This window comes from Mesorhizobium sp. M7A.F.Ca.MR.176.00.0.0, from assembly GCF_004023165.1.
In the GTDB taxonomy this organism is placed as follows: domain Bacteria; phylum Pseudomonadota; class Alphaproteobacteria; order Rhizobiales; family Rhizobiaceae; genus Mesorhizobium.
Genome location: NZ_RZTC01000086.1, coordinates 1 through 17,376 on the forward strand (window position 1 = coordinate 1; position 17,376 = coordinate 17,376).

General features: G+C 62.0%; 21 protein-coding genes and 1 tRNA gene. 10 read left to right on the forward strand and 12 right to left on the reverse strand.

The genetic code is table 11. From position 1 onward, the window contains the following. Window positions 1-117: 117 nt before the first annotated feature. Genes EOB59_RS24575 through EOB59_RS24585 form a run of 3 tightly spaced genes read right to left on the reverse strand, consistent with a single transcriptional unit; the run spans window position 118 to window position 763 of the window. Window positions 118-387 carry a hypothetical protein gene (locus EOB59_RS24575; RefSeq protein WP_128289433.1) on the reverse strand — a complete coding sequence of 90 codons (270 nt, stop codon included), beginning with the start codon at window positions 385-387 and terminating at the stop codon, window positions 118-120. After that, window positions 384-584, reverse strand: coding sequence for a hypothetical protein (locus EOB59_RS24580; RefSeq protein WP_128289434.1), 201 nt, complete (start codon window positions 582-584; stop codon window positions 384-386). The genes EOB59_RS24575 and EOB59_RS24580 overlap by 4 nt, the downstream gene beginning before the upstream one ends. After that, a complete protein-coding gene (locus tag EOB59_RS24585; RefSeq protein WP_128289435.1) occupies window positions 584-763 on the reverse strand; it encodes a helix-turn-helix domain-containing protein in 180 nt (59 codons plus the stop codon). Before EOB59_RS24585 ends, EOB59_RS24580 begins: the two co-directional genes overlap by 1 nt. Before the next feature lie 159 nt (window positions 764-922). Between EOB59_RS24585 and EOB59_RS24590 the strand changes: the two genes are divergently transcribed. The 3 genes from EOB59_RS24590 (at window position 923) to EOB59_RS24600 (ending at window position 2,759) form a co-directional block, all read left to right on the forward strand. Then, window positions 923-1,432 carry a hypothetical protein gene (locus tag EOB59_RS24590; RefSeq protein ID WP_128289436.1) on the forward strand — a complete coding sequence of 170 codons (510 nt, stop codon included), beginning with the start codon at window positions 923-925 and terminating at the stop codon, window positions 1,430-1,432. Beyond that, window positions 1,422-2,591, forward strand: a complete 1,170-nt coding sequence (locus EOB59_RS24595) for a site-specific integrase (protein WP_128289437.1) — start codon at window positions 1,422-1,424, stop codon at window positions 2,589-2,591. The genes EOB59_RS24590 and EOB59_RS24595 overlap by 11 nt, the downstream gene beginning before the upstream one ends. A gap of 82 nt (window positions 2,592-2,673) precedes the next feature. Further along, window positions 2,674-2,759: transfer RNA gene (locus tag EOB59_RS24600), tRNA-Leu, on the forward strand. Window positions 2,760-2,905: 146 nt separating this feature from the next. On the opposite strand, the gene EOB59_RS24605 is transcribed toward EOB59_RS24600, so the two are convergent. Genes EOB59_RS24605 through EOB59_RS24615 form a run of 3 tightly spaced genes read right to left on the reverse strand, consistent with a single transcriptional unit; the run spans window position 2,906 to window position 6,081 of the window. Next, on the reverse strand, window positions 2,906-4,354 hold the full coding sequence (locus tag EOB59_RS24605) for an aromatic amino acid lyase (RefSeq protein ID WP_128289438.1): 1,449 nt from the start codon (window positions 4,352-4,354) through the stop codon (window positions 2,906-2,908). 27 nt (window positions 4,355-4,381) lie between these two features. Then, window positions 4,382-4,966, reverse strand: coding sequence for a GDYXXLXY domain-containing protein (locus EOB59_RS24610; RefSeq protein ID WP_127810268.1), 585 nt, complete (start codon window positions 4,964-4,966; stop codon window positions 4,382-4,384). Beyond that, the gene (locus tag EOB59_RS24615) at window positions 4,963-6,081 is read right to left on the reverse strand and encodes a DUF2157 domain-containing protein (protein WP_127810267.1); all 1,119 of its coding nucleotides are present in this window, start codon (window positions 6,079-6,081) and stop codon (window positions 4,963-4,965) included. Before EOB59_RS24615 ends, EOB59_RS24610 begins: the two co-directional genes overlap by 4 nt. Before the next feature lie 236 nt (window positions 6,082-6,317). Here EOB59_RS24615 and EOB59_RS24620 point away from each other — a divergent pair, with 236 nt between their 5' ends. From EOB59_RS24620 to EOB59_RS24640, 5 genes are all read left to right on the forward strand, one after another. Continuing rightward, window positions 6,318-6,458: a DUF1127 domain-containing protein gene (locus EOB59_RS24620; RefSeq protein WP_013531315.1), complete on the forward strand. Its 141-nt coding sequence runs from the start codon at window positions 6,318-6,320 to the stop codon at window positions 6,456-6,458. Window positions 6,459-6,507: 49 nt separating this feature from the next. Beyond that, window positions 6,508-6,648, forward strand: coding sequence for a DUF1127 domain-containing protein (locus EOB59_RS24625; RefSeq protein WP_013531314.1), 141 nt, complete (start codon window positions 6,508-6,510; stop codon window positions 6,646-6,648). A 568-nt stretch (window positions 6,649-7,216) separates the two neighbouring features. After that, on the forward strand, window positions 7,217-8,635 hold the full coding sequence (trmFO, locus tag EOB59_RS24630) for a methylenetetrahydrofolate--tRNA-(uracil(54)-C(5))-methyltransferase (FADH(2)-oxidizing) TrmFO (RefSeq protein WP_127810266.1): 1,419 nt from the start codon (window positions 7,217-7,219) through the stop codon (window positions 8,633-8,635). Window positions 8,636-8,703: 68 nt separating this feature from the next. Next, window positions 8,704-8,961 carry a type II toxin-antitoxin system ParD family antitoxin gene (locus EOB59_RS24635; RefSeq protein WP_128289439.1) on the forward strand — a complete coding sequence of 86 codons (258 nt, stop codon included), beginning with the start codon at window positions 8,704-8,706 and terminating at the stop codon, window positions 8,959-8,961. A gap of 16 nt (window positions 8,962-8,977) precedes the next feature. Then, window positions 8,978-9,268, forward strand: coding sequence for a type II toxin-antitoxin system RelE/ParE family toxin (locus tag EOB59_RS24640; RefSeq protein ID WP_128289440.1), 291 nt, complete (start codon window positions 8,978-8,980; stop codon window positions 9,266-9,268). A gap of 17 nt (window positions 9,269-9,285) precedes the next feature. On the opposite strand, the gene EOB59_RS24645 is transcribed toward EOB59_RS24640, so the two are convergent. From EOB59_RS24645 to yajC, 4 genes are read right to left on the reverse strand one after another with little or no spacing between them, the layout of a single operon-like run. Then, entirely contained in the window at window positions 9,286-10,128 is an 843-nt protein-coding gene (locus EOB59_RS24645) for a phytoene/squalene synthase family protein (RefSeq protein WP_164748857.1), read from the reverse strand. A gap of 1 nt (window position 10,129) precedes the next feature. Beyond that, a complete protein-coding gene (locus EOB59_RS24650) occupies window positions 10,130-10,522 on the reverse strand; it encodes an Mth938-like domain-containing protein (protein ID WP_128289441.1) in 393 nt (130 codons plus the stop codon). Window positions 10,523-10,547: 25 nt separating this feature from the next. Then, window positions 10,548-13,097, reverse strand: coding sequence for a protein translocase subunit SecDF (gene secDF / locus EOB59_RS24655; protein ID WP_128289442.1), 2,550 nt, complete (start codon window positions 13,095-13,097; stop codon window positions 10,548-10,550). Between the two features lie 51 nt (window positions 13,098-13,148). Further along, entirely contained in the window at window positions 13,149-13,487 is a 339-nt protein-coding gene (gene yajC / locus EOB59_RS24660) for a preprotein translocase subunit YajC (RefSeq protein ID WP_127270542.1), read from the reverse strand. Window positions 13,488-13,783: 296 nt separating this feature from the next. Here yajC and EOB59_RS24665 point away from each other — a divergent pair, with 296 nt between their 5' ends. Then, a complete protein-coding gene (locus EOB59_RS24665) occupies window positions 13,784-14,659 on the forward strand; it encodes an ATP-binding protein (protein ID WP_128289443.1) in 876 nt (291 codons plus the stop codon). A 39-nt stretch (window positions 14,660-14,698) separates the two neighbouring features. Here EOB59_RS24665 and EOB59_RS24670 read toward each other — a convergent pair whose 3' ends face one another. After that, complete coding sequence (locus EOB59_RS24670; protein ID WP_127408836.1) at window positions 14,699-15,517, reverse strand: AraC family transcriptional regulator; 819 nt, start codon at window positions 15,515-15,517, stop codon at window positions 14,699-14,701. A gap of 112 nt (window positions 15,518-15,629) precedes the next feature. Between EOB59_RS24670 and EOB59_RS24675 the strand changes: the two genes are divergently transcribed. Continuing rightward, the gene (locus tag EOB59_RS24675) at window positions 15,630-16,520 is read left to right on the forward strand and encodes an NAD-dependent epimerase/dehydratase family protein (RefSeq protein ID WP_128289444.1); all 891 of its coding nucleotides are present in this window, start codon (window positions 15,630-15,632) and stop codon (window positions 16,518-16,520) included. Window positions 16,521-16,633: 113 nt separating this feature from the next. Here the strand turns inward: EOB59_RS24675 and EOB59_RS36650 are convergent. Beyond that, the coding region (locus EOB59_RS36650) for a M23 family metallopeptidase (protein WP_245486733.1) at window positions 16,634-17,376 on the reverse strand (743 nt) is incomplete at its 5' end.

Sequence of the window (17,376 nt, forward strand, 5' to 3'; positions counted from 1 at the left end):
TGTATAAGAGACAGATCCAGAGGACGTGCGCGACGTGCGCGGCCTCCGAGGGATAGGCAACGAACCGACCGACAAAGGTGTAAACCTCGTCGAGCAGTTCGGCGGCGAAATCCTCCATCAATAGCCCCTCCTCTGTGTCCGGCGCCATTCGATTGCGGCGGCGACTATGTAAGCAGGCAACTCCTCGGCGATGCTGGGTCGGCTGCGGCCAGCCCATTCTGCCAGCAAGGTTGCAGCGCCATCGCTCAGCCCATCGAGGAGACGGCAGTGAAAGCCTCCATGGTCATCGAGACGAAACTGCGCGTCCATCAGGCTTGTGCGAGCTACGCGGACAGCCGCCACGACGGCGCCAGGAACGGCTGCTGGTTCGAGATTGATCTCGTTCATCGGCTGGCCCGCCCATAGACGTGCTCAGCAGCTACGCTGGCCAGGGCCCACGAAATACGAAATTTGGATTGCAATCGTTTTGCTTGAAAATAGACGGGATTGCGGCTAATTTCCAAAACGCAAACTACCTGTCTGTCTGTTTCGAAATCAGCCCGGTTGCCGCCTGCCAGCGGTGCCGGGTGGAGGTCGGTCTGCATTATTCCACCTCCCCCGCAAGCGTGCGCTCGATCCATGCGGTCGATACGAGGAGGCGTTTCCCGATTTTGATAACTTGCAGGTCGCCGCGATGGGCGGCCTCGTAAGCCGCATTGCGGCCAATGCCCAACACCTTCGCCGCTTCGGCGATGGTCAGGGTACGACGAATGATCTCAGTCATAATGGACTCCATCAGTGGGACGCTACGCCTCACGGCGTTGCAACATCCGTTGGTGCACGGATGCACTAATAGATAAAGGACGGGTTTACAAACGTCAAGTGCGCACTTACACTAACCGGACGTACCCATCGGGGACAGACAGAGAGGATGCCCACCACCATGATGAGCTATGCAAGTGCGGAAACGATACTCGCCAGAATGTTCTCTCTCGGCGATGACGTTCAGGCCAAAGCCTTCCGAGGCAGGCTGAAGCATCTAAAGCGGCTTGGGGTTCCGCTTGGCTCTCACCCCGGCACCGGCAAGAAAATCTGGTACCACGACGAACAGGTGTACCAATGGGCGTTTTGCCTGGAACTTGCAGAGTTCGGAATCGATCCTACAGCGGTTGTCTCTTTCATCAGAGAGAACTGGCCGGACATATTTACGCATTTTCAAGAGGCGCCGAAGGGTGCCGGCCGCGATGAGCTTTGTTTCTATTCGGTGCCAGCGCTGATGTCGGCAACGCTCACTGAGGGCGACGGAATACCGTACTCATGGAAGACAACGGGATCGATCCGACTGAACGGCACACGTCGCGCGCTTATCATCAACCTAAGCGCCATGGTCCGCGAGATCGATATCCTGCGCGTTGGCGCAGACAGCACTGGGGGCGACGACGATGCGAGGTAACATCACCCGTCGCGGCAAAGCATCGTGGCGACTGAAGTTCGACAACGGAACCGACCCCGTCACCGGCAAGCGGCTGACAGAGTTTGTTACGGTGCGCGGCACGAAAAAAGAAGCCGAAGCCGAGCTTTCGAAACGCCTCAATCAGATCGACGGCGGCAACTATGTCGCCAACTCAAAGGAGACGGTTGCGGTGTATGTCCGCGGCTGGCTCGATGGCAACGCCGATCTTGCGCCTACGACAAAGGAGCGCTTTGGGAAGCTGGTCGAAAATCAAATCGTTCCGCACCTCGGTTCACTCATCCTGCAACAACTGCGGCCTGCCCATGTGTCTGGATGGCACAACACCTTGCGGAAGGAAGGCGGCAAGGATGGCGGCCCGTTGTCGCCGGCGACCGTCCGTCAGGCCCACAGGGTTCTCCACCTAGCGCTCGCAAGAGCGTTCGAAGACGAAAAGATATCCCGCAACGTCGCGTCCGGCCGGAAACTGCCGAAGGCTGACCATGTCGAGATCCAGATCCTGCAACAAGGACAGATCGCGCCGCTTCTAGAGGCCCTTCAAGGCCACTGGCTGTCGCCGGTCGCAACTGTCGCCGTCGGCACCGGAATGCGCCAGGGCGAGATCATGGGGCTGCAATGGGCCGACATCGATCTCGACAAGGGATCGCTCCGCGTTGAGCGCAGCTTAGAGGAAACGAAGGCCACAGGGCTGAGATTCAAGGCTCCGAAGTCGAAGAGTGGCATCCGCACCATATCGTTGCCGGCCAGCGTCATTGATGCCCTAAAGGTTCACAGGAAGCGTCAGCTTGAGCAGCGCATTGCGTTGGGGCTCGGGAAGCCTGGGAAAGATGCTCTCGTGTTCTGCGGACCTGAAGGCGAAGCGATAGCGCCGTCAAAAGTCTCTGGACAATGGCGCGACGCCATCGACCGTCTGAGGTCAAAGCCAGAGGCCACTTGCCCCAAGGTTCGCTTCCACGACCTACGGCACACACACGCCTCGGCACTCATCGCCAGCGGGCTCGACGTGGTTGCAATCAGCCGGCGTCTGGGGCATGCGTCACCTGTGGTCACGCTGTCGGTCTACGCCCACCTTTTCAAACGGTCGGACGAAGGCGCGGCGGCGGCGATCGAAGCTGCGATGAGAACGGGCGCAGAACAGTAATCAGGCCTTCGGTGCCAATCCGGTGCCAACTAGGCTCGAGCGACTGGACCTGTATTCGCTTAAGTGCTTGTAATCGTAGCCTGCGGACGTGGCGGAATTGGTAGACGCAAGGGACTTAAAATCCCTCGATCTCTGATCGTACGGGTTCGATTCCCGTCGTCCGCACCACCTTTCTCTCTTCGAGCTTCGGGTGGCGGGCCACCTGAAGCTCGAAGAGCGAAGGAGCGTCCTCCGAAGCCTTGGCGAAGGAGGACCGGTTCGAATTTTATCCGTTCAGGCGCACCAATTTCACCAGCCACGGCTTGTTGGCATCTCTACGCCTCGAACACTTTCTGTGTGAACCATTCCGCCAGCCTGGCAAGTTCCGGCCCCAGCACACGATCGGCGCCGACAGGCGGCACGATAGCTCTGATTTGATCGACGAAGGAGCGCAGTGCTGGCGGCGGCGTCCGTTCGGTGACGTGCAGCGCCTGCGAGGCGATCATCGCCAGCATCGCCATGGCGGCATCGACGCAGCGGCCGGCGGTTGCCTCCTTGGTCCATGCGAAGAACGCCGTCGTGGCGACATCGTCCTGCCCCGCGCCGGCCGATTCCGTTCCTGGAATGAAGGTGCGCTGTGCGGCCAGCTTGGCCTGCTCAAGATAGCCGGTGATCGCCATCGGCACGTAGCCGACATTGCCGTGGCCGTCGCTGTCGGCTGAGTGACGTGCGGTCATCAGCAGATCGGGCAGCAGCGACACCTTGCCGTTGAGCAGCTTGGAGGCGTGGCGATCACAAAGCAGGCAGATGTCGGCCCATATCGCCGCCAGATCATCCAGTGCCGGCGTCACCATGGCGTTGTGATAGCCGCCGGTCGAGATGCAGCGGCCGAGCGGATGTGCATCGTCGGGCGGGATGTAGACCGGATTGTCCGATATAGAGGCCAGCGACACAGTGGCTGCCTGCTCGGTCGACGACAGCGCACGATGCGCCTGGCCGAGGACGCGCGGCACGATGCGGTAGCTGACCGGCGCCTGATAATTGCGTCGCCCATCGCCGGCGCCAACCAGAAATTCCCGCAAACCCTGCAGGGCCGCGGCCTCATGCTCATCGCCCCAGAGCGTGTCGAGGGCGGCGTCATAGTGTTCGAGCGGGGCACGAAACGCCTCGATCGACAGCGCGAACACCTGATGCGCCATGCGGATCCGGCGGCGCGCCGCGAGCGCTGCGTCTGCCACCAGAGCAGCAGCGCAAGGCGAGCCGTTGATCAGCGAGCCGCGTTCCTTGACCTCAAGGTCGAAGCGCGTCGAAAGTTCTGCAAACAAGGGGTAGAGCGCCAGGATCTCACCGGCGCCGCCCTGGCCGGAGGCCGGCACCGTTGGCATCGGCCCACCGTCGAGCATAGCGGCCACGGCAAGCGCGATGCGCGGCGTTGTGGCGGCGTTGCCCTCGATGAAATTCGTCAGCCGGGCAAGCACGATCGCCCTGACCACGCGATCCGGCAAGGGATCGCCGAACGAGGTGGCGGCGGCAAACGCCTTGATGCGCGCATGGCGATCACGCTCGTCGAGTTCGAGCTTGCGGCTCGCCAGCTCTCCCATGGCGGTGGTGACGCCATAGATGACCGGTGGCGGATCGGATTCAATCAGCCTGAGAAACGAAGCGCGGCATTCGGCGATGCGCTGCAACGCCTTCTCGCCGATCGCCACCGTGTCCTTCTTCCAGGCGACGCGGAAAACAGTGTCGAGGTTGATGTCCTCACGCGTCGACAGGCTAACTGGCATGCTTCACACCGCTGGAATTAAGGGGCTTTAGTAGAGTGGTTCCTCGAACAGCGTCTTGTCGCCGTCCACCAGCGCCTTGATCTGCGCGGTGCCGTCGCCGGCGAGCGCAAGACGGATGCCGAACGGCCGCACCCGCATGTCGTTCTGGATTGCCATCCCCTCGCCTTCCGGCAGATAGAAGCGCTCGACACCGTAGTCCGGCGCGATGGTCGCCTCTTCGCCGCGAAGGTCCCAGCCCTCGGCGACGTGGCCTGATATATCGGCCTCGTCGGCAGCGGCCGGCGTCGGTGCCTTGCCGAACCAGGCTGTCGTCGGCTGCCAATAGCTGTCGGAGCCCTTCTTCAGGCGCACGACAATTGAGGTGTCCTCGCTTGAAAATTTGTCGGGCGGAATGTTGGCGATCATTTTCACCGGTATGCGCGAAATATCGTAGCCCAGGATAATATAGTCGCCGCGCAGGAGGTCGCGCGGATCGACAGGTTCGATCTTCAGCAGCACTTCCTTGCCGTTGCGCAGGATCGCCGCGCGGCCGGCGATGATCCAGCTCAGGAAGCCGATTTGAACGAGCGCCAGCACCAGTGCCGAGATGACAAGCCTTTTCCCGGTGATCATGCCGTGGCTCCTTTGGCATCTGGACCCTTCATGCGTTTTTCCACGCGGATGATGACGATCGCAAGGATGCCGAGCAGCACCGCGGCGGCCAGGAAGAAGCCGGCCGTATCGAGCATCGATTGCAAGGTCACCACATAGATGATGGCGAGTTCGAAGGCGAAGCCAAGATAGGCAAACCAGCGCAGCCCACGGCTTTCCCGCCCTGCCAGCACGATTGCGGCGACAATGCCTGCAAGCGCGATCACCGAAGCGAAGGCAAAACCGCTGTTGTAGGTGCTCTCGTCGGCGAGTTCGAACTGGATCATTGCGAGGCCGGTGAGGAAGCCGAGCAGTGCGTGCAAGGGCAAGCGGCCGCCGAGCTGCACGACCCGGTCGACCGGATCCGGCGCGAAGACCGAGGCCGCGAACAGCAGCGCCGAGACGACGACCAGCGGGAAAGCCACCTGCAGCGTGTCGTGGTTGGTGACCAGCAGCACAAGATAGAACAGAACCGACAGGATGATCAGGTGGCGCGCCGCCTGGCTGCGGGTCCAGAACGAGACGGCAAACAGCACGATCGCCATGATCACGAAGGCATGCGGAAATTCGCTGCGGCTGTAGTAGTCGAAGCCTTTGAGGAACAGCCAGGCATCGGCGATGCCGACCGAAGCGACCGTCAGCGGATTCGAACGCAGCGCAACCGCCGCCAGCGCCGTGCCGGCGCCCCAGGTGACCAGAGCAGACGCCTCGTCGCCCGAGAGATGATACATCTGGCCGATCAGCGCGATCGAGCCGCCGAAAGCCGCGGCCGCCACGACCCAGAGCGCTTCCCCGATCGCCGCATGGTTGCGGGCCTTCAGCACCGCGCCGCCGACATAGCCACCAAGGATGACGGCAAACAGTGCCGCCACGCGCGCTAGCCTCGGGATCGCGTCCCAGTTGGCGGCGACGAAAATCAGGATGGCGGCGCCGAAAAGCAAGGCGGCCATCATTGCCAGGATAGAGCCGAAGCTGAGCGACTCGCGCGCGTTGGCCTCGACATCGCGCGAAAGCGAATCGGCTGTGGCGGCGTCAATCAGCCCGGCCTGCAGCCAACGCGCGATATCCGCCCTGACCCGCGACGAATACCCCGCCATGCTGCGTCTCCCCCAAGTTTGGTCTTTTCTTCAGCCGATCCGGTCAAATCGTTGACGCGGCGGCATTTTCCGATTCGGGTTTCTTTGTGTCAGGTCCGTGAACCCCGTTAATGCTGCATTGCACAATTTGCATTGCTGCCATGCAGCCATAGCGCTTTTAAATCGATATGGGTCCGACTATTTATAGTTCGTACACAAACGGAATGATCCGCAAGAAAGACGAAACGAGAACTACCATGAACCTGATCCGCAACTACCGCAACTGGCGCCGCTACAGGGACACCGTGTCCGAGCTGAGCCGCCTGAGCAACCGTGAACTGACCGACCTCGGCATCAGCCGCAGCGACATTCCTTACGTCGCTCGCAAGGCGGTCTAATTCTTCGGACCGCGAATGGTCCGAACCAGTTTTGAAAAAGAGAACGACAATGAACCTGATCCGCAACTATCGTAACTGGCGCGTTTATCGCGAGACGGTTACCGAGCTGGGTCGCCTTTCCAACCGCCAGCTGCATGATCTCGGTATCGTCCGCGACGAAATCAAGATCATCGCCCGCCAGGCGATCTAACCAGAATTTCGCCAGGGTCGACCTCCTCCCCGACCTTGACGAATACGGTCACCCCTTACCTCCTCCCAAGGGTTGACCACAAAAACGGCGCCCGCCGCACCTCCTCCCGCGGCGGGCGTTGTTTCCCAGGCAAAACGAATTTTGCCCCAAAGGTTTCGCCCCTTTTCAAACGGCGAAAGAGTTTTCGTCAAAGCCGACCTCCTCCCCGCCGATGACGAATAGGCCCAACCTTCACCTCCTCCCGAGGGTTGGCCACAAAAACGGCGCCCGCTGCACCTCCTCCCGCGGCGGGCGCTGTTTCCCCGGAGTAAAACGAATTTTGCTCCAGAGGTTTCGCCCCTTCTAAAAAATGGCGAAAGGAATTTCGTCAAAGCCGACCTCCTCCCCGGCGATGACGAATATGGTCGGCCTTCACCTCCTCCCGAGGGTCGACCCCAAAAACGACACCCGCCGGACCTCCTCCCCCGGCGGGTGTTGTCGTTTCAGGAGGCGCTCCCATCAGCAGCTGTTTGCCCCGCACCGCGCACGGCAATTGCAATCGCCGCACCAAGCGATTATTCCGGCGCTCATGAGCAAAAATCCCATCCACATCATCGGCGGCGGCCTCGCCGGTTCCGAAGCCGCCTGGCAGGCAGCGCAGGCCGGCGTTCCGGTCATCCTGCATGAAATGCGGCCCGTTCGCGGCACCGATGCACACAAGACCGACAGCCTGGCCGAGCTCGTCTGTTCCAATTCCTTCCGCTCCGACGACGCCGACAACAACGCGGTCGGCCTGTTGCATGCCGAAATGCGGCTGGCCGGCTCGTTGATCATGAGCGCCGGCGACGCCAACCAGGTTCCGGCCGGCGGCGCGCTGGCCGTCGACCGCGACGGATTCGCCGATGCCGTGACGAAAAAACTCGAAGCACACCCGCTGATCACCATCCGGCGGGAGGAAGTGCCAGGTCTGCCGCCGGCGGATTGGGACCAGGCGATCGTCGCCACGGGTCCGTTGACCGCCCCCGGGCTTGCCCAGTCGATCGCGGAAGCGACCGGCGCCGATGCGCTCGCCTTCTTCGACGCCATCGCACCGATCGTCCATTTTGACACGATCGACATGGATACCTGCTGGTTCCAGTCGCGCTACGACAAGGTCGGGCCAGGCGGCACCGGCAAGGACTACATCAATTGCCCCATGGACAAGGACCAGTACCTAGCCTTCGTGCAAGCGCTGGTCGACGGGCAGAAAACCGAATTCAAGCAATGGGAAGGCACGCCCTATTTCGACGGCTGCCTGCCGATCGAGATCATGGCCGAGCGCGGCGTCGAGACGCTGCGCTACGGACCGATGAAACCGATGGGGCTGACCAATGCCCACAGTCCGACGGTAAAGGCCTATGCCGTGGTACAGTTGCGCCAGGACAATGCGCTGGGCACGCTCTACAACATGGTCGGTTTCCAGACCAAGTTGAAGCATGCCGAGCAGGTGCGCGTGTTCCGCACCATTCCGGGTCTCGAAAACGCCGATTTCGCCCGCCTCGGCGGCCTGCACCGCAACACCTATATCAACTCGCCGACCTTGCTGGATGCCTCGCTGCAGCTGAAGTCGCGCCCCGGCCTGCGGTTCGCCGGCCAGATCACCGGCTGCGAAGGCTATGTCGAGAGCGCTGCGATCGGTCTGCTTGCCGGCCGCTTCGCCGCAGCCGAGCGTCTCGGCCACTCACCGTCCCTGCCGCCGCTGACCACGGCCTTCGGTGCCCTGCTCAACCACATCACCGGCGGGCACATCGTGTCCGACGATGAGCCGGGCAAGCGCTCTTTCCAGCCGATGAACGTCAATTTCGGCCTGTTCCCGCCGGTGGAGGCCCCGAAGACCGAAGGCAAACGCATGCGCGGCAAGGACAAGACTGTTGCCAAGCGGCACGCCATCACATCGCGCGCACGCGCCGATTGCCGGCAATGGCTGGGATTGGCGGCGCAAACGGAAACGGCCGAAGCTGCAGAGTAGTTTGCTGTTCTGATGGAACTCTGGTGTAAAGTAGGATAGTATCCTACCTTACACCTTGAGAGGCATCCATGGAACCCGCCGAAAAACTGTCTATCACAGTCACGCCAGCCATGGCACGCATGATCCGCGAGAAGGTCGAAGACGGCTCCTTCGGATCGGCGAGCGAGGTCATCCGCGCCGCCCTTCGCGCCTTTCAGCGTGAAGAGGAAGAGCACGCCGAGCGCATGGCGTCGATCAGGGCGCGGGTACAGGCGTCGATCGAGGACACGAGGCCGAACCATTCGGGAGAAGAGATTCGCGACCACCTTCGGGAGCTCGCCGCGTAGTATTTGAGCCGCAGCGATGATTCAGCGGCTTAAGGTTGAATACGGCGAAAGTGCCAGGACCGATCTGGCCGACATTTTCAGACATATCGTCAACGCCGGTGGAAGTCCTGACGTCGAGCTGAAGTTAACCTTACGCATCGAAGGCCGCTGCCAGAGCATCGGCGACGCACCGCGTGGCGGCCGATCGCGCGATGACATCGTGCAAGGCTTGCGAACGGTTCCGTTCGAGCACTCTGCCATTATCGAATTCATCTCCTCCGGGCCGGCCTGTTGTCTTAGGCAACAGTTTGGCGCGGGGACGTCTTAACACGATTGACGTTTACGTCAAAGCGCAGGCCAGCCCTTGCTCGCGCGACGCAGCAGCAGCCAATGCCGGCGCAAGGCCGACAGCCGCGCCACGCCTTCGAGCGGCGAACCATTCTCCATCTTGCCGAGATAGGCACGTGACAGGGCGAGCGGCAGGAATGCCGGACGCAGCGAGACAGGCAAGGTCGGTGCGCCTTGCTCGAAGGCGGAAAGATGTTCCCGTGCCAGCGCCATCATCGCCGCCACCGCGCGTTTGGCGCCGGGTCCGCCATCACCAGCAATGAATTCTTCCGGCGACGATCCCGCCGCCGCCAAAATATCGGCCGGGACAAAACACTGTCCGCGCCGGCGATGCAGCGGCAACAGCAGCAACAGGCCGGTCATCGCCTGCGCACAGCCTGCCCTGCCCGCCAGATCGGCAAAGCGCGGCGCCCCGACGGGATCGAGCACCATCGCCGCAAGCTGGATGAGCGCGGCAGCAGTCTCGCCGCAATAGCCTTCCAGGTCAGTGCGCGACGGCATCGGGTCGTCATAGAGGTCGAAGATGCGTGCATCGAGCATGTTCTCGAAGGCCGGCTTCGGCAGGCCGAACGTCGCTATCGTGGCGTTCAAGGCTTCGGCTGTGGGATGGCCGGCACCCGCTTCTCCGCCAGCGGCAATGACATCGCGCCACCATTGCAGCCTCACCTCGCCCGGCAGCGCTTCATGGATGCGATCGCGGATTCCTGCGATCTCGGCATTGAAGGCGTAGAGCGAAAACAGCGCGTCGCGCTTGTCGTCGGGCGCGTAGAGCGCGGTCAGATAGCGGTCATGGTCGGCGGCGCGCACCGCGTCCATGACGATTTTGGCATTCTGGGACATGTCAATCGACGGCGATGAGCGCGGCGGCCACGGCGCGCTCTTCCGCCAGAAGGACATTGTAGGTCCGTACCGCGGCACCGGTCGACATCGGGTCGGACGCAATTCCGGCAGCCTTCAGCGCGGCTCGCAGTGCGGCGGGCAATGGCCGGAGATCCCTGCCCATGCCGACCAGCAGGATCTCGACCTTGCCGGCCTCAGCCAGCAGCCTGTCGAAATCCGCCACCGTCAGCACCAGAGGATCAGCCGGTTCCCAGCCATGGATGCCGGATGGCAGGCACATGAGCGAACCGCGATGCGACATGTCGGCAAAGCGGAACCCGCCATTGCCATAGGCTTCGATCGGCGCGCGGCCCGGAAAATGCGCCTCGCGGATGACGATGCCTTTGCCGGTCACCGCTATACCCCTTCGGGGCGGCGCGTCAGGTCGCGACCGCCTTGCCGCCATTGACCGGCTTCTCCTCGTCGGCCGAAGCCTGCGGCCTCAGCTTGAACAGGATCAGCAGCGGTGCGGCGATGAAGATGGACGAATAGGTGCCGAAGACGACGCCGAACAGCATGGCCATCGTAAACGAGCGGATCACCTCGCCGCCGAACAGCACCAGCGCCAGCAGCGCCAGGATCGTCGTCACCGAAGTCAGCGTCGTTCTCGACAGCGTCTCGTTGATGGCGTTGTTCAACAGCTGCGGCAGCGGCATGCGCTTGTATTTTCGCAAATCCTCTCGAACACGGTCATAGACCACGATCGTATCGTTCAGCGAATAGCCGATGATCGTCAGGATCGCCGCCAGCGATGACTGGTTGAACTCCAGTCCGGTGATGACGAAGAAGCCGAGCGTCATGACCACATCGTGCACCGTCGCCACGATGGCGCCGACCGCGAACTGCCATTCGAAGCGGAACCAGACATAGACCAGGATGCCAAGCAGCGCGATCAGCATGGCGATCGTGCCTTGCTTGGCAAGCTCGCCAGAAACGGTCGGTCCGACCACTTCGACGCGGCGGAAATCGTAATTGTCCTGCAGCTCGCCGCGTACCTTGTCGATGACGGTCTGCTCGGCATTCTCGCCACCATCCTGCGTCCCGACGCGGATCAGCACGTCGTTCGGCGTACCGAACTGCTGCACCTGAACTTCGCCGATGTTGAGCTCGGTCAGCCGCGCACGGAGGTCGGCGAGGTCGGCATTGCCGCTCTTGGCCTGCACCTCGATCAGCGAACCGCCTTTGAAGTCGATGCCGTAATTGATGCCAACGGTCATGAAGAGCACCACCGACAGGATCGACAGTGCGCTGGACAGCGTAAAGGTCCAGCGACGGATGCCCATGAAGGGGATCTTGGTGCCGGGTGGAACGAAGGTCACCGGCGCCTTCGGCAATTCCTTCGGGCGAGCCCGGCGCAGCCAGATCGAGACCAGCAGGCGGGTGAAGGTGAAGGCGGTGAAGACCGTGGTCAGGATGCCGATGGCGTAGGTGATGGCAAAGCCCTTCACCGGCCCGGTACCGAGATAGAACAGCACCACAGTGGCGATCAGCGAAGTGATGTTGGAATCGACGATGGTCGCTAGCGCCTTGGTGAAACCGGTATCGATCGCCTGGATCACGGAGCGGCCGGCGCGTCGCTCCTCGCGAATACGTTCATAGATCAGCACGTTGGAATCGACCGCCATGCCGATGGTCAGCACGATACCGGCGATACCAGGCAAGGTCAGCGTAGCGCCAAGCAACGAGAGCACGCCGACGATCATCGCCACGTGCACCGCCAGCGCGATGTTGGCCAGGAAGCCGAGGAAGCCGTAGGCGACGAACATGAAGGCGACGACGAGGATAGAACCGATGATGCCGGCGACCTTGCCGGCATGGATCGAATCCTGGCCAAGGCCCGGACCCACCGTGCGTTCTTCGATGACCGTCAGCGTTGCGGGCAACGCACCGGCGCGCAGCAGCACCGCAAGGTCATTGGCGCTCTGGGCAGTGAAATTGCCGGAAATCTGGCCGGTGCCGCCGAGGATCGGCTCGCGGATCTGCGGCGCCGATATCACCTGATTGTCGAGGATAATGGCGAACAGCTTGCCGACATTCTGCGCCGTGGCCTGACCGAAGCGCGCCGCCCCTTTCGAATCGAAGCGGAACGACACCACCGGCTCGTTGTTCTGCGAATTGTATGTCGCCTGTGCGTCAACGAGGTTTTCGCCCGAGACGATGACGCGATTTTCGATCAGATACGGAACCGGCGGATCGTCCTGCGAATACAGCACCGACGAGCCGGCGGGCGGACGGCCATTGAGCGCGTCCTGCACCGGCATCGACTGGTCGACCATCTGGAAGGTCAGCTTGGCGGTCTGGCCGAGGATTTCTTTCAGTCTCTGCGGGTCCTGAAGACCCGGCACCTGGACAAGGATACGGTCGTCGCCCTGCCGCTGCACGATCGGTTCGGTGGTGCCGAGTTCGTTGACGCGGCGTTCGACCACCTCGATCGACTGCGTCAGCGCGGTCGACGTGCGGTATTTGATGCCGGCGTCGGTGACGTTGAACTTGAGCAGGCCGGGCTCGGAATCGTCGAGCGTCATTTCCTGGACGGAGCCGCCGGTGAACAGGCCGGCAGCGACCGGATCGGTCAGCGTCTTCAGCGCCGTCTTGGCGGCATCGATCTGGGCGGGATCGGTGATGCGGACCTGCAGGGTCCGCCCCGTGCCGGCAAGGCCGGTATAGCCGATCTTGGCGTCGCGCAGCATCGTGCGGATTTCATCGCGCGTCGTCTCCAGCCGATCCTTGATCAGATCGTTCTGGTTCATTTCCAGCAGGATGTGCGAACCACCCTGTAGGTCGAGGCCGAGCGTCATCTGCCGCTTCGGCACCCAGCTGGGCAGTTGCGCCAGCGTGCTGGCGGAGAACAGGTTGGGCGCGGCGAGGATCACCGTGATGGCCACGGCCACCCAGATCAGGATCATCTTGAAGCGCGAAAAATACAGCATATGGCGTCGTCCGTCAGAGCGTGTCCGCGGATCGCTCCGCCTAAAATTGGATTATTTCTTGGCGTTTTGGTTGGCCACCGGCTCGCCCTTGACGCGCACATCGGCGATCGTCGAGCGCAGCGCCGTCACCTTCAAGCCGTTACCGAGGTCGATCTCGAGCTCGTTGTCGTCGATCACCTTGGTCACCTTGCCGACGAAGCCGCCGCCGGTGACGACCGTGTCGCCGCGACGGACAGCCGCCAGCATCTCGCCGCGCTTCTTCAGCTGCGTGCGCTGCGGCCTGATGATCAGAAAATACATGATCACGAAAATCAGGACAAACGGCAAAATGCTGATGAACATGTCGGGAGAAGCGCCGACGCCTTGGGCGTATGCCGGTGTCACGAACATCGAGGTACTCCTGATTTTTGAAAACAGCCGCCAATTTGGCGGCCCTTGAAATTTGGCCGGAATATAGTCGGTAAAGTTGTCAATGCAACTGCGCGGCCAGCCAAATCGGCTGCTTTTACGGCCTGTTGAGCCGTGTTAGAGCAGGATCGCGAAAAGCGGGAGCCGGTTTTCTCAGACAAACGGAAACCGTTTGCCAGAGATCACGCTCGAAGAAAAGGTTGCCACCGGTTTTGGATCAGAGGGAATCGGGCACGTTCACGCTCCCAAATGTCGAAACCGCGAAACAAAAGACAGACATGACCGACAGCAGCATTGAAGCCCTGAACCAGAAACTCGACCGGCTGATCGAGGCGGTGAGCCGCCTCGCCCCGCCGCCGGTGCCCGAAACCGACCTCGGCGAGGCCGATTGCTTCGTCTGGCAGGCCGATCCGGGCTATCTGGAGCCGGTGCGCAAGGTCAACCGCGTCGACATCGGCCTTATCCGCGGCGTCGACCGCGTCCGCGACATCCTTGTCGACAACACCGAACGCTTCGCCGCCGGCTATCCAGCCAACAACGTGTTGTTGTGGGGCGCGCGCGGCATGGGCAAATCGTCGCTGGTCAAGGCCGTGCATGCCGAAATCAACGCCAGGGCCAAGTCCGACCTGCCGTTGAAGCTGATCGAAATCCATCGCGAGGACATCGACACGCTGCCGAAGCTGATGGGCCTGCTCAAGGCAGCCCCCTTCCGCTTCATCCTGTTTTGCGACGACCTCTCCTTCGACCACGACGACACTTCGTACAAGTCGCTCAAAGCCGCGCTCGAAGGCGGCGTCGAAGGCCGGCCGGCGAATGTCATATTCTATGCCACTTCGAACCGCCGCCATCTATTGCCGCGCGACATGATCGACAATGAGCGCTCGACCGCCATCAACCCGTCCGAGGCGGTGGAGGAGAAAGTGTCGCTGTCCGACCGCTTCGGGCTGTGGCTCGGCTTCCACAAATGTTCGCAGGATGAATATCTCGACATGATCGACGGCTATATCAGGCACCATGGCCTTGTCATGGATCCCGAGCAACTGCGCGCCGAAGCACTGGAATGGGCGACCACCCGCGGCAGCCGCTCGGGCCGCGTCGCCTGGCAGTTCACCCAGGACCTGGCTGGACGGCTCGGCAAGCCACTGAGGGACTGACACGTTGGGTGGCGTCGCCAACGCCATCCAATGACAAGATCATTTGGGCTGCGCCCGGCGCAAATCACGCGGCGTTTGGCCGATCTCGCGGCGCATCCAGTGCGCCAGATGTGACTGGTGCGCAAAGCCCGTCAATTCCGCCACCTCGCTTGTGCTGAGATCGCCTCGCTGCAGCAGGGCGCGTGCGCGTTCGACGCGACGTCGCACCACGTAGCGGTGCAGGGTGACGCCCGTCGCCGCCTTGAACCAAGCCCGCAAGTGCGAGCTGCTCGCCCCGGCAACTCGGCTCAATCGCTGGATTGAAAGGGGCTCGTGCAAGCCAGCTTCGATATGCTCCAACACGCGCTTGAGCTGGGCATCTGACAACCGGTTTGTTCGCTCGACATCGGAATTCTCAAGACCGAGCAGCCTCACCGCCAGGGCGGCGCCAATGCTGTCGGCAAACAAAGATCCACTCGGTGAGTTTGCGCCGAGATCGCTCTCGAGTGCACGGGCGAGATGTTGGATGCGCTGATCACGAAGCAGATGACGTGTGTCGAGCGGCAACGCGCGCGCCTTGCCACCTAGCTCAGCCGCCACCCTTTCCATCAGGGCTGGTTGTAACGCGATCTCGATCGTGTCGAACGGGGTTTCGGTCTCGAAGCCGCCCTCTTGGCCAGCGGGCACCAGGTCAATATCGCCGGCGCGCCTCACGAAATATCGACCAACCTCATTGCAGTAGGAACGCGTCGCCGCGCTTGCATGCACCATGATGCGATGATGGGCCGCCCTGGAGAGACGATGGACGCCCGCTTCGATATGCCAGAAGGCCATTGTGACGTCGGGCGGAAATCGGGCCGGAACAGACTGCGAATGCATGCTCTCTCGCTTCCTGGCAAAACCTGTCCAAGAATTGGCAATTCCCGCGCGATTTTCAATGCCATGGACATGTACCTACGCCTCTCCATCGAGCTTGGACGAGAGGTTAGCCATGAGTTTTTATGTAGTTGTCGGAGCAGGCCCGGTCGGGCACGAGACCGCGCGCCTTCTGGGCGAAGAAGGACATGATGTCGTTCTCACGAGCCGGAGTGTCGGCTCAAACGCGTTGCGGAACGTCCGGGCGGTGCAGGCCGATGCCACCGATGCCGTTGAACTGGCGCGTATCTGCCGAAACGCCGACGCCATTTTCATGTGTGCCATGGCCGCCTATCACCGGTGGCCGACCGACTTCTTCCCAATCATCGACGGCACCGTGCGTGCCGCGGAAGCGGTCGGCGCGAAGCTTGTGGTTCTCGGAAACCTCTATGGCTATGGGAAACATGCCGATACCCCGCTTCACTCCGACCTGTCTCTGGATCCGACTTCGAAGAAAGGGACCGCCCGCACGATCATGTGGCAGCGGGCGGTCCGTGCGGACGTGCCGGCAATCGAAGTGCGGTCCAGCGATTATCTTGGACATGGCGCGATCAGCTCTTTCTCACTGGTCGCGCTGCCCTCAATAATCGAGGGGAAGCCGACTGCTTTCATTGGAAACCTCGACGCGACTCATGCCTGGTCCTTCACGAAGGACGTGGCCAGGACGCTGGTCGCCGCTTCCCGCTACACGGGCGAATGGCGACGGGCGTTCCATGCTCCATCGCAACACGCCTCACCCCGGGAACTCATCCTGACGACGGCGGCAATGCTTCACCGTGAAATTCCAGAAACACGTTCCTATTCCATCCCCGAAATGGAAGCATTGGGCATGCATGAACTCATCGAGATGAGCTATCTCTTCGACAATCCCTTGCTGGTCGATTCCTCCGACGCGGAGACGCTTCTCGGAATCAAGGCCAGCGGCCTTGACGTCATGATCGCCGACACTCTGCGTGATCATCTTTGAAGCTTGAAGACTGGCGCGTCGCGTTGAAACTGAAAAAGCCCGCTCCTTTCGGAACGGGCTGAGCCGGCGGGCCGGACTGGAGGTCAGACGGCCCGCAAATTGCTTTTTTTCTTCTATTCGAGGTAACCCGAGGGATCGACCGGGGCCGAGTTCTTGCGCACTTCGAAGTGCAGCTTCGGCGAGTCCGTCGTGCCGCTCATGCCCGACAGCGCGATTTCCTGGCCGCGCTTGACCTTCTGGCCGCGCTGCACCTCGATCGAGCTGGCGTGGCCGTAGACGGTGACCAGGCCATTCTCGTGGCGCACCAGCACCGTGTTGCCGAATTCCTTGAGGCCGTCGCCGGCATAGATGACGACACCGTTCTCGGCTGCCTTGACCGGTGTGCCCGAGGGCACGGCGATGTCGACGCCGTCTTTGCCGGAGCCGAAACCGGAGATCACGCGACCGCGCACCGGCCAGCGCATCTTGCCGATGCCGGTGGCGTCAGGCGCGACGGCATCGTCGGCCTCGGCCTGCTGGATGACCTTCGAATCCTTCTTCGGCGGCGTGTAGGACGCCAGCGTTTCCGACGGCGTGGTCTTTGCCGCGGGCTGCGTCGTGGCCGTCGTCACCGGATCGACCTTGGCCGGCTTGGCGGCGGCGACGGTCGCGGTTCCGCCGGCGGGCACCTTCAGGGTCTGGCCGATCTTGAGCAAGCCATCCTGCATGCCGTTGGCCTGCTTGATGGCAACGACTCCGACACCGGTTTTCCTGGCAATCGAGGAAAGCGTGTCGCCCGACTGAACCGTATAGGTGCCAGCTGCATTGGTCGCCTTGGCCGCGGCTACCTGCGGCTTGGGCTCCTTGGGCTGGCTCG

What these genes read in the sequence shown, in the direction of transcription:
- EOB59_RS24575 (WP_128289433.1), bottom strand. Translation starts at nt 387, where the DNA reads ATGAACGAGATCAATCTCGAACCAGCAGCCGTTCCTGGCGCCGTCGTG.
- EOB59_RS24580 (WP_128289434.1), bottom strand. Translation starts at nt 584, where the DNA reads ATGCAGACCGACCTCCACCCGGCACCGCTGGCAGGCGGCAACCGGGCT.
- EOB59_RS24585 (WP_128289435.1), bottom strand. Translation starts at nt 763, where the DNA reads ATGACTGAGATCATTCGTCGTACCCTGACCATCGCCGAAGCGGCGAAG.
- EOB59_RS24590 (WP_128289436.1), top strand. Translation starts at nt 923, where the DNA reads ATGATGAGCTATGCAAGTGCGGAAACGATACTCGCCAGAATGTTCTCT.
- EOB59_RS24595 (WP_128289437.1), top strand. Translation starts at nt 1,422, where the DNA reads ATGCGAGGTAACATCACCCGTCGCGGCAAAGCATCGTGGCGACTGAAG.
- EOB59_RS24605 (WP_128289438.1), bottom strand. Translation starts at nt 4,354, where the DNA reads ATGCCAGTTAGCCTGTCGACGCGTGAGGACATCAACCTCGACACTGTT.
- EOB59_RS24610 (WP_127810268.1), bottom strand. Translation starts at nt 4,966, where the DNA reads ATGATCACCGGGAAAAGGCTTGTCATCTCGGCACTGGTGCTGGCGCTC.
- EOB59_RS24615 (WP_127810267.1), bottom strand. Translation starts at nt 6,081, where the DNA reads ATGGCGGGGTATTCGTCGCGGGTCAGGGCGGATATCGCGCGTTGGCTG.
- EOB59_RS24620 (WP_013531315.1), top strand. Translation starts at nt 6,318, where the DNA reads ATGAACCTGATCCGCAACTACCGCAACTGGCGCCGCTACAGGGACACC.
- EOB59_RS24625 (WP_013531314.1), top strand. Translation starts at nt 6,508, where the DNA reads ATGAACCTGATCCGCAACTATCGTAACTGGCGCGTTTATCGCGAGACG.
- trmFO (WP_127810266.1), top strand. Translation starts at nt 7,217, where the DNA reads ATGAGCAAAAATCCCATCCACATCATCGGCGGCGGCCTCGCCGGTTCC.
- EOB59_RS24635 (WP_128289439.1), top strand. Translation starts at nt 8,704, where the DNA reads ATGGAACCCGCCGAAAAACTGTCTATCACAGTCACGCCAGCCATGGCA.
- EOB59_RS24640 (WP_128289440.1), top strand. Translation starts at nt 8,978, where the DNA reads ATGATTCAGCGGCTTAAGGTTGAATACGGCGAAAGTGCCAGGACCGAT.
- EOB59_RS24645 (WP_164748857.1), bottom strand. Translation starts at nt 10,128, where the DNA reads ATGTCCCAGAATGCCAAAATCGTCATGGACGCGGTGCGCGCCGCCGAC.
- secDF (WP_128289442.1), bottom strand. Translation starts at nt 13,097, where the DNA reads ATGCTGTATTTTTCGCGCTTCAAGATGATCCTGATCTGGGTGGCCGTG.
- yajC (WP_127270542.1), bottom strand. Translation starts at nt 13,487, where the DNA reads ATGTTCGTGACACCGGCATACGCCCAAGGCGTCGGCGCTTCTCCCGAC.
- EOB59_RS24665 (WP_128289443.1), top strand. Translation starts at nt 13,784, where the DNA reads ATGACCGACAGCAGCATTGAAGCCCTGAACCAGAAACTCGACCGGCTG.
- EOB59_RS24670 (WP_127408836.1), bottom strand. Translation starts at nt 15,517, where the DNA reads ATGCATTCGCAGTCTGTTCCGGCCCGATTTCCGCCCGACGTCACAATG.
- EOB59_RS24675 (WP_128289444.1), top strand. Translation starts at nt 15,630, where the DNA reads ATGAGTTTTTATGTAGTTGTCGGAGCAGGCCCGGTCGGGCACGAGACC.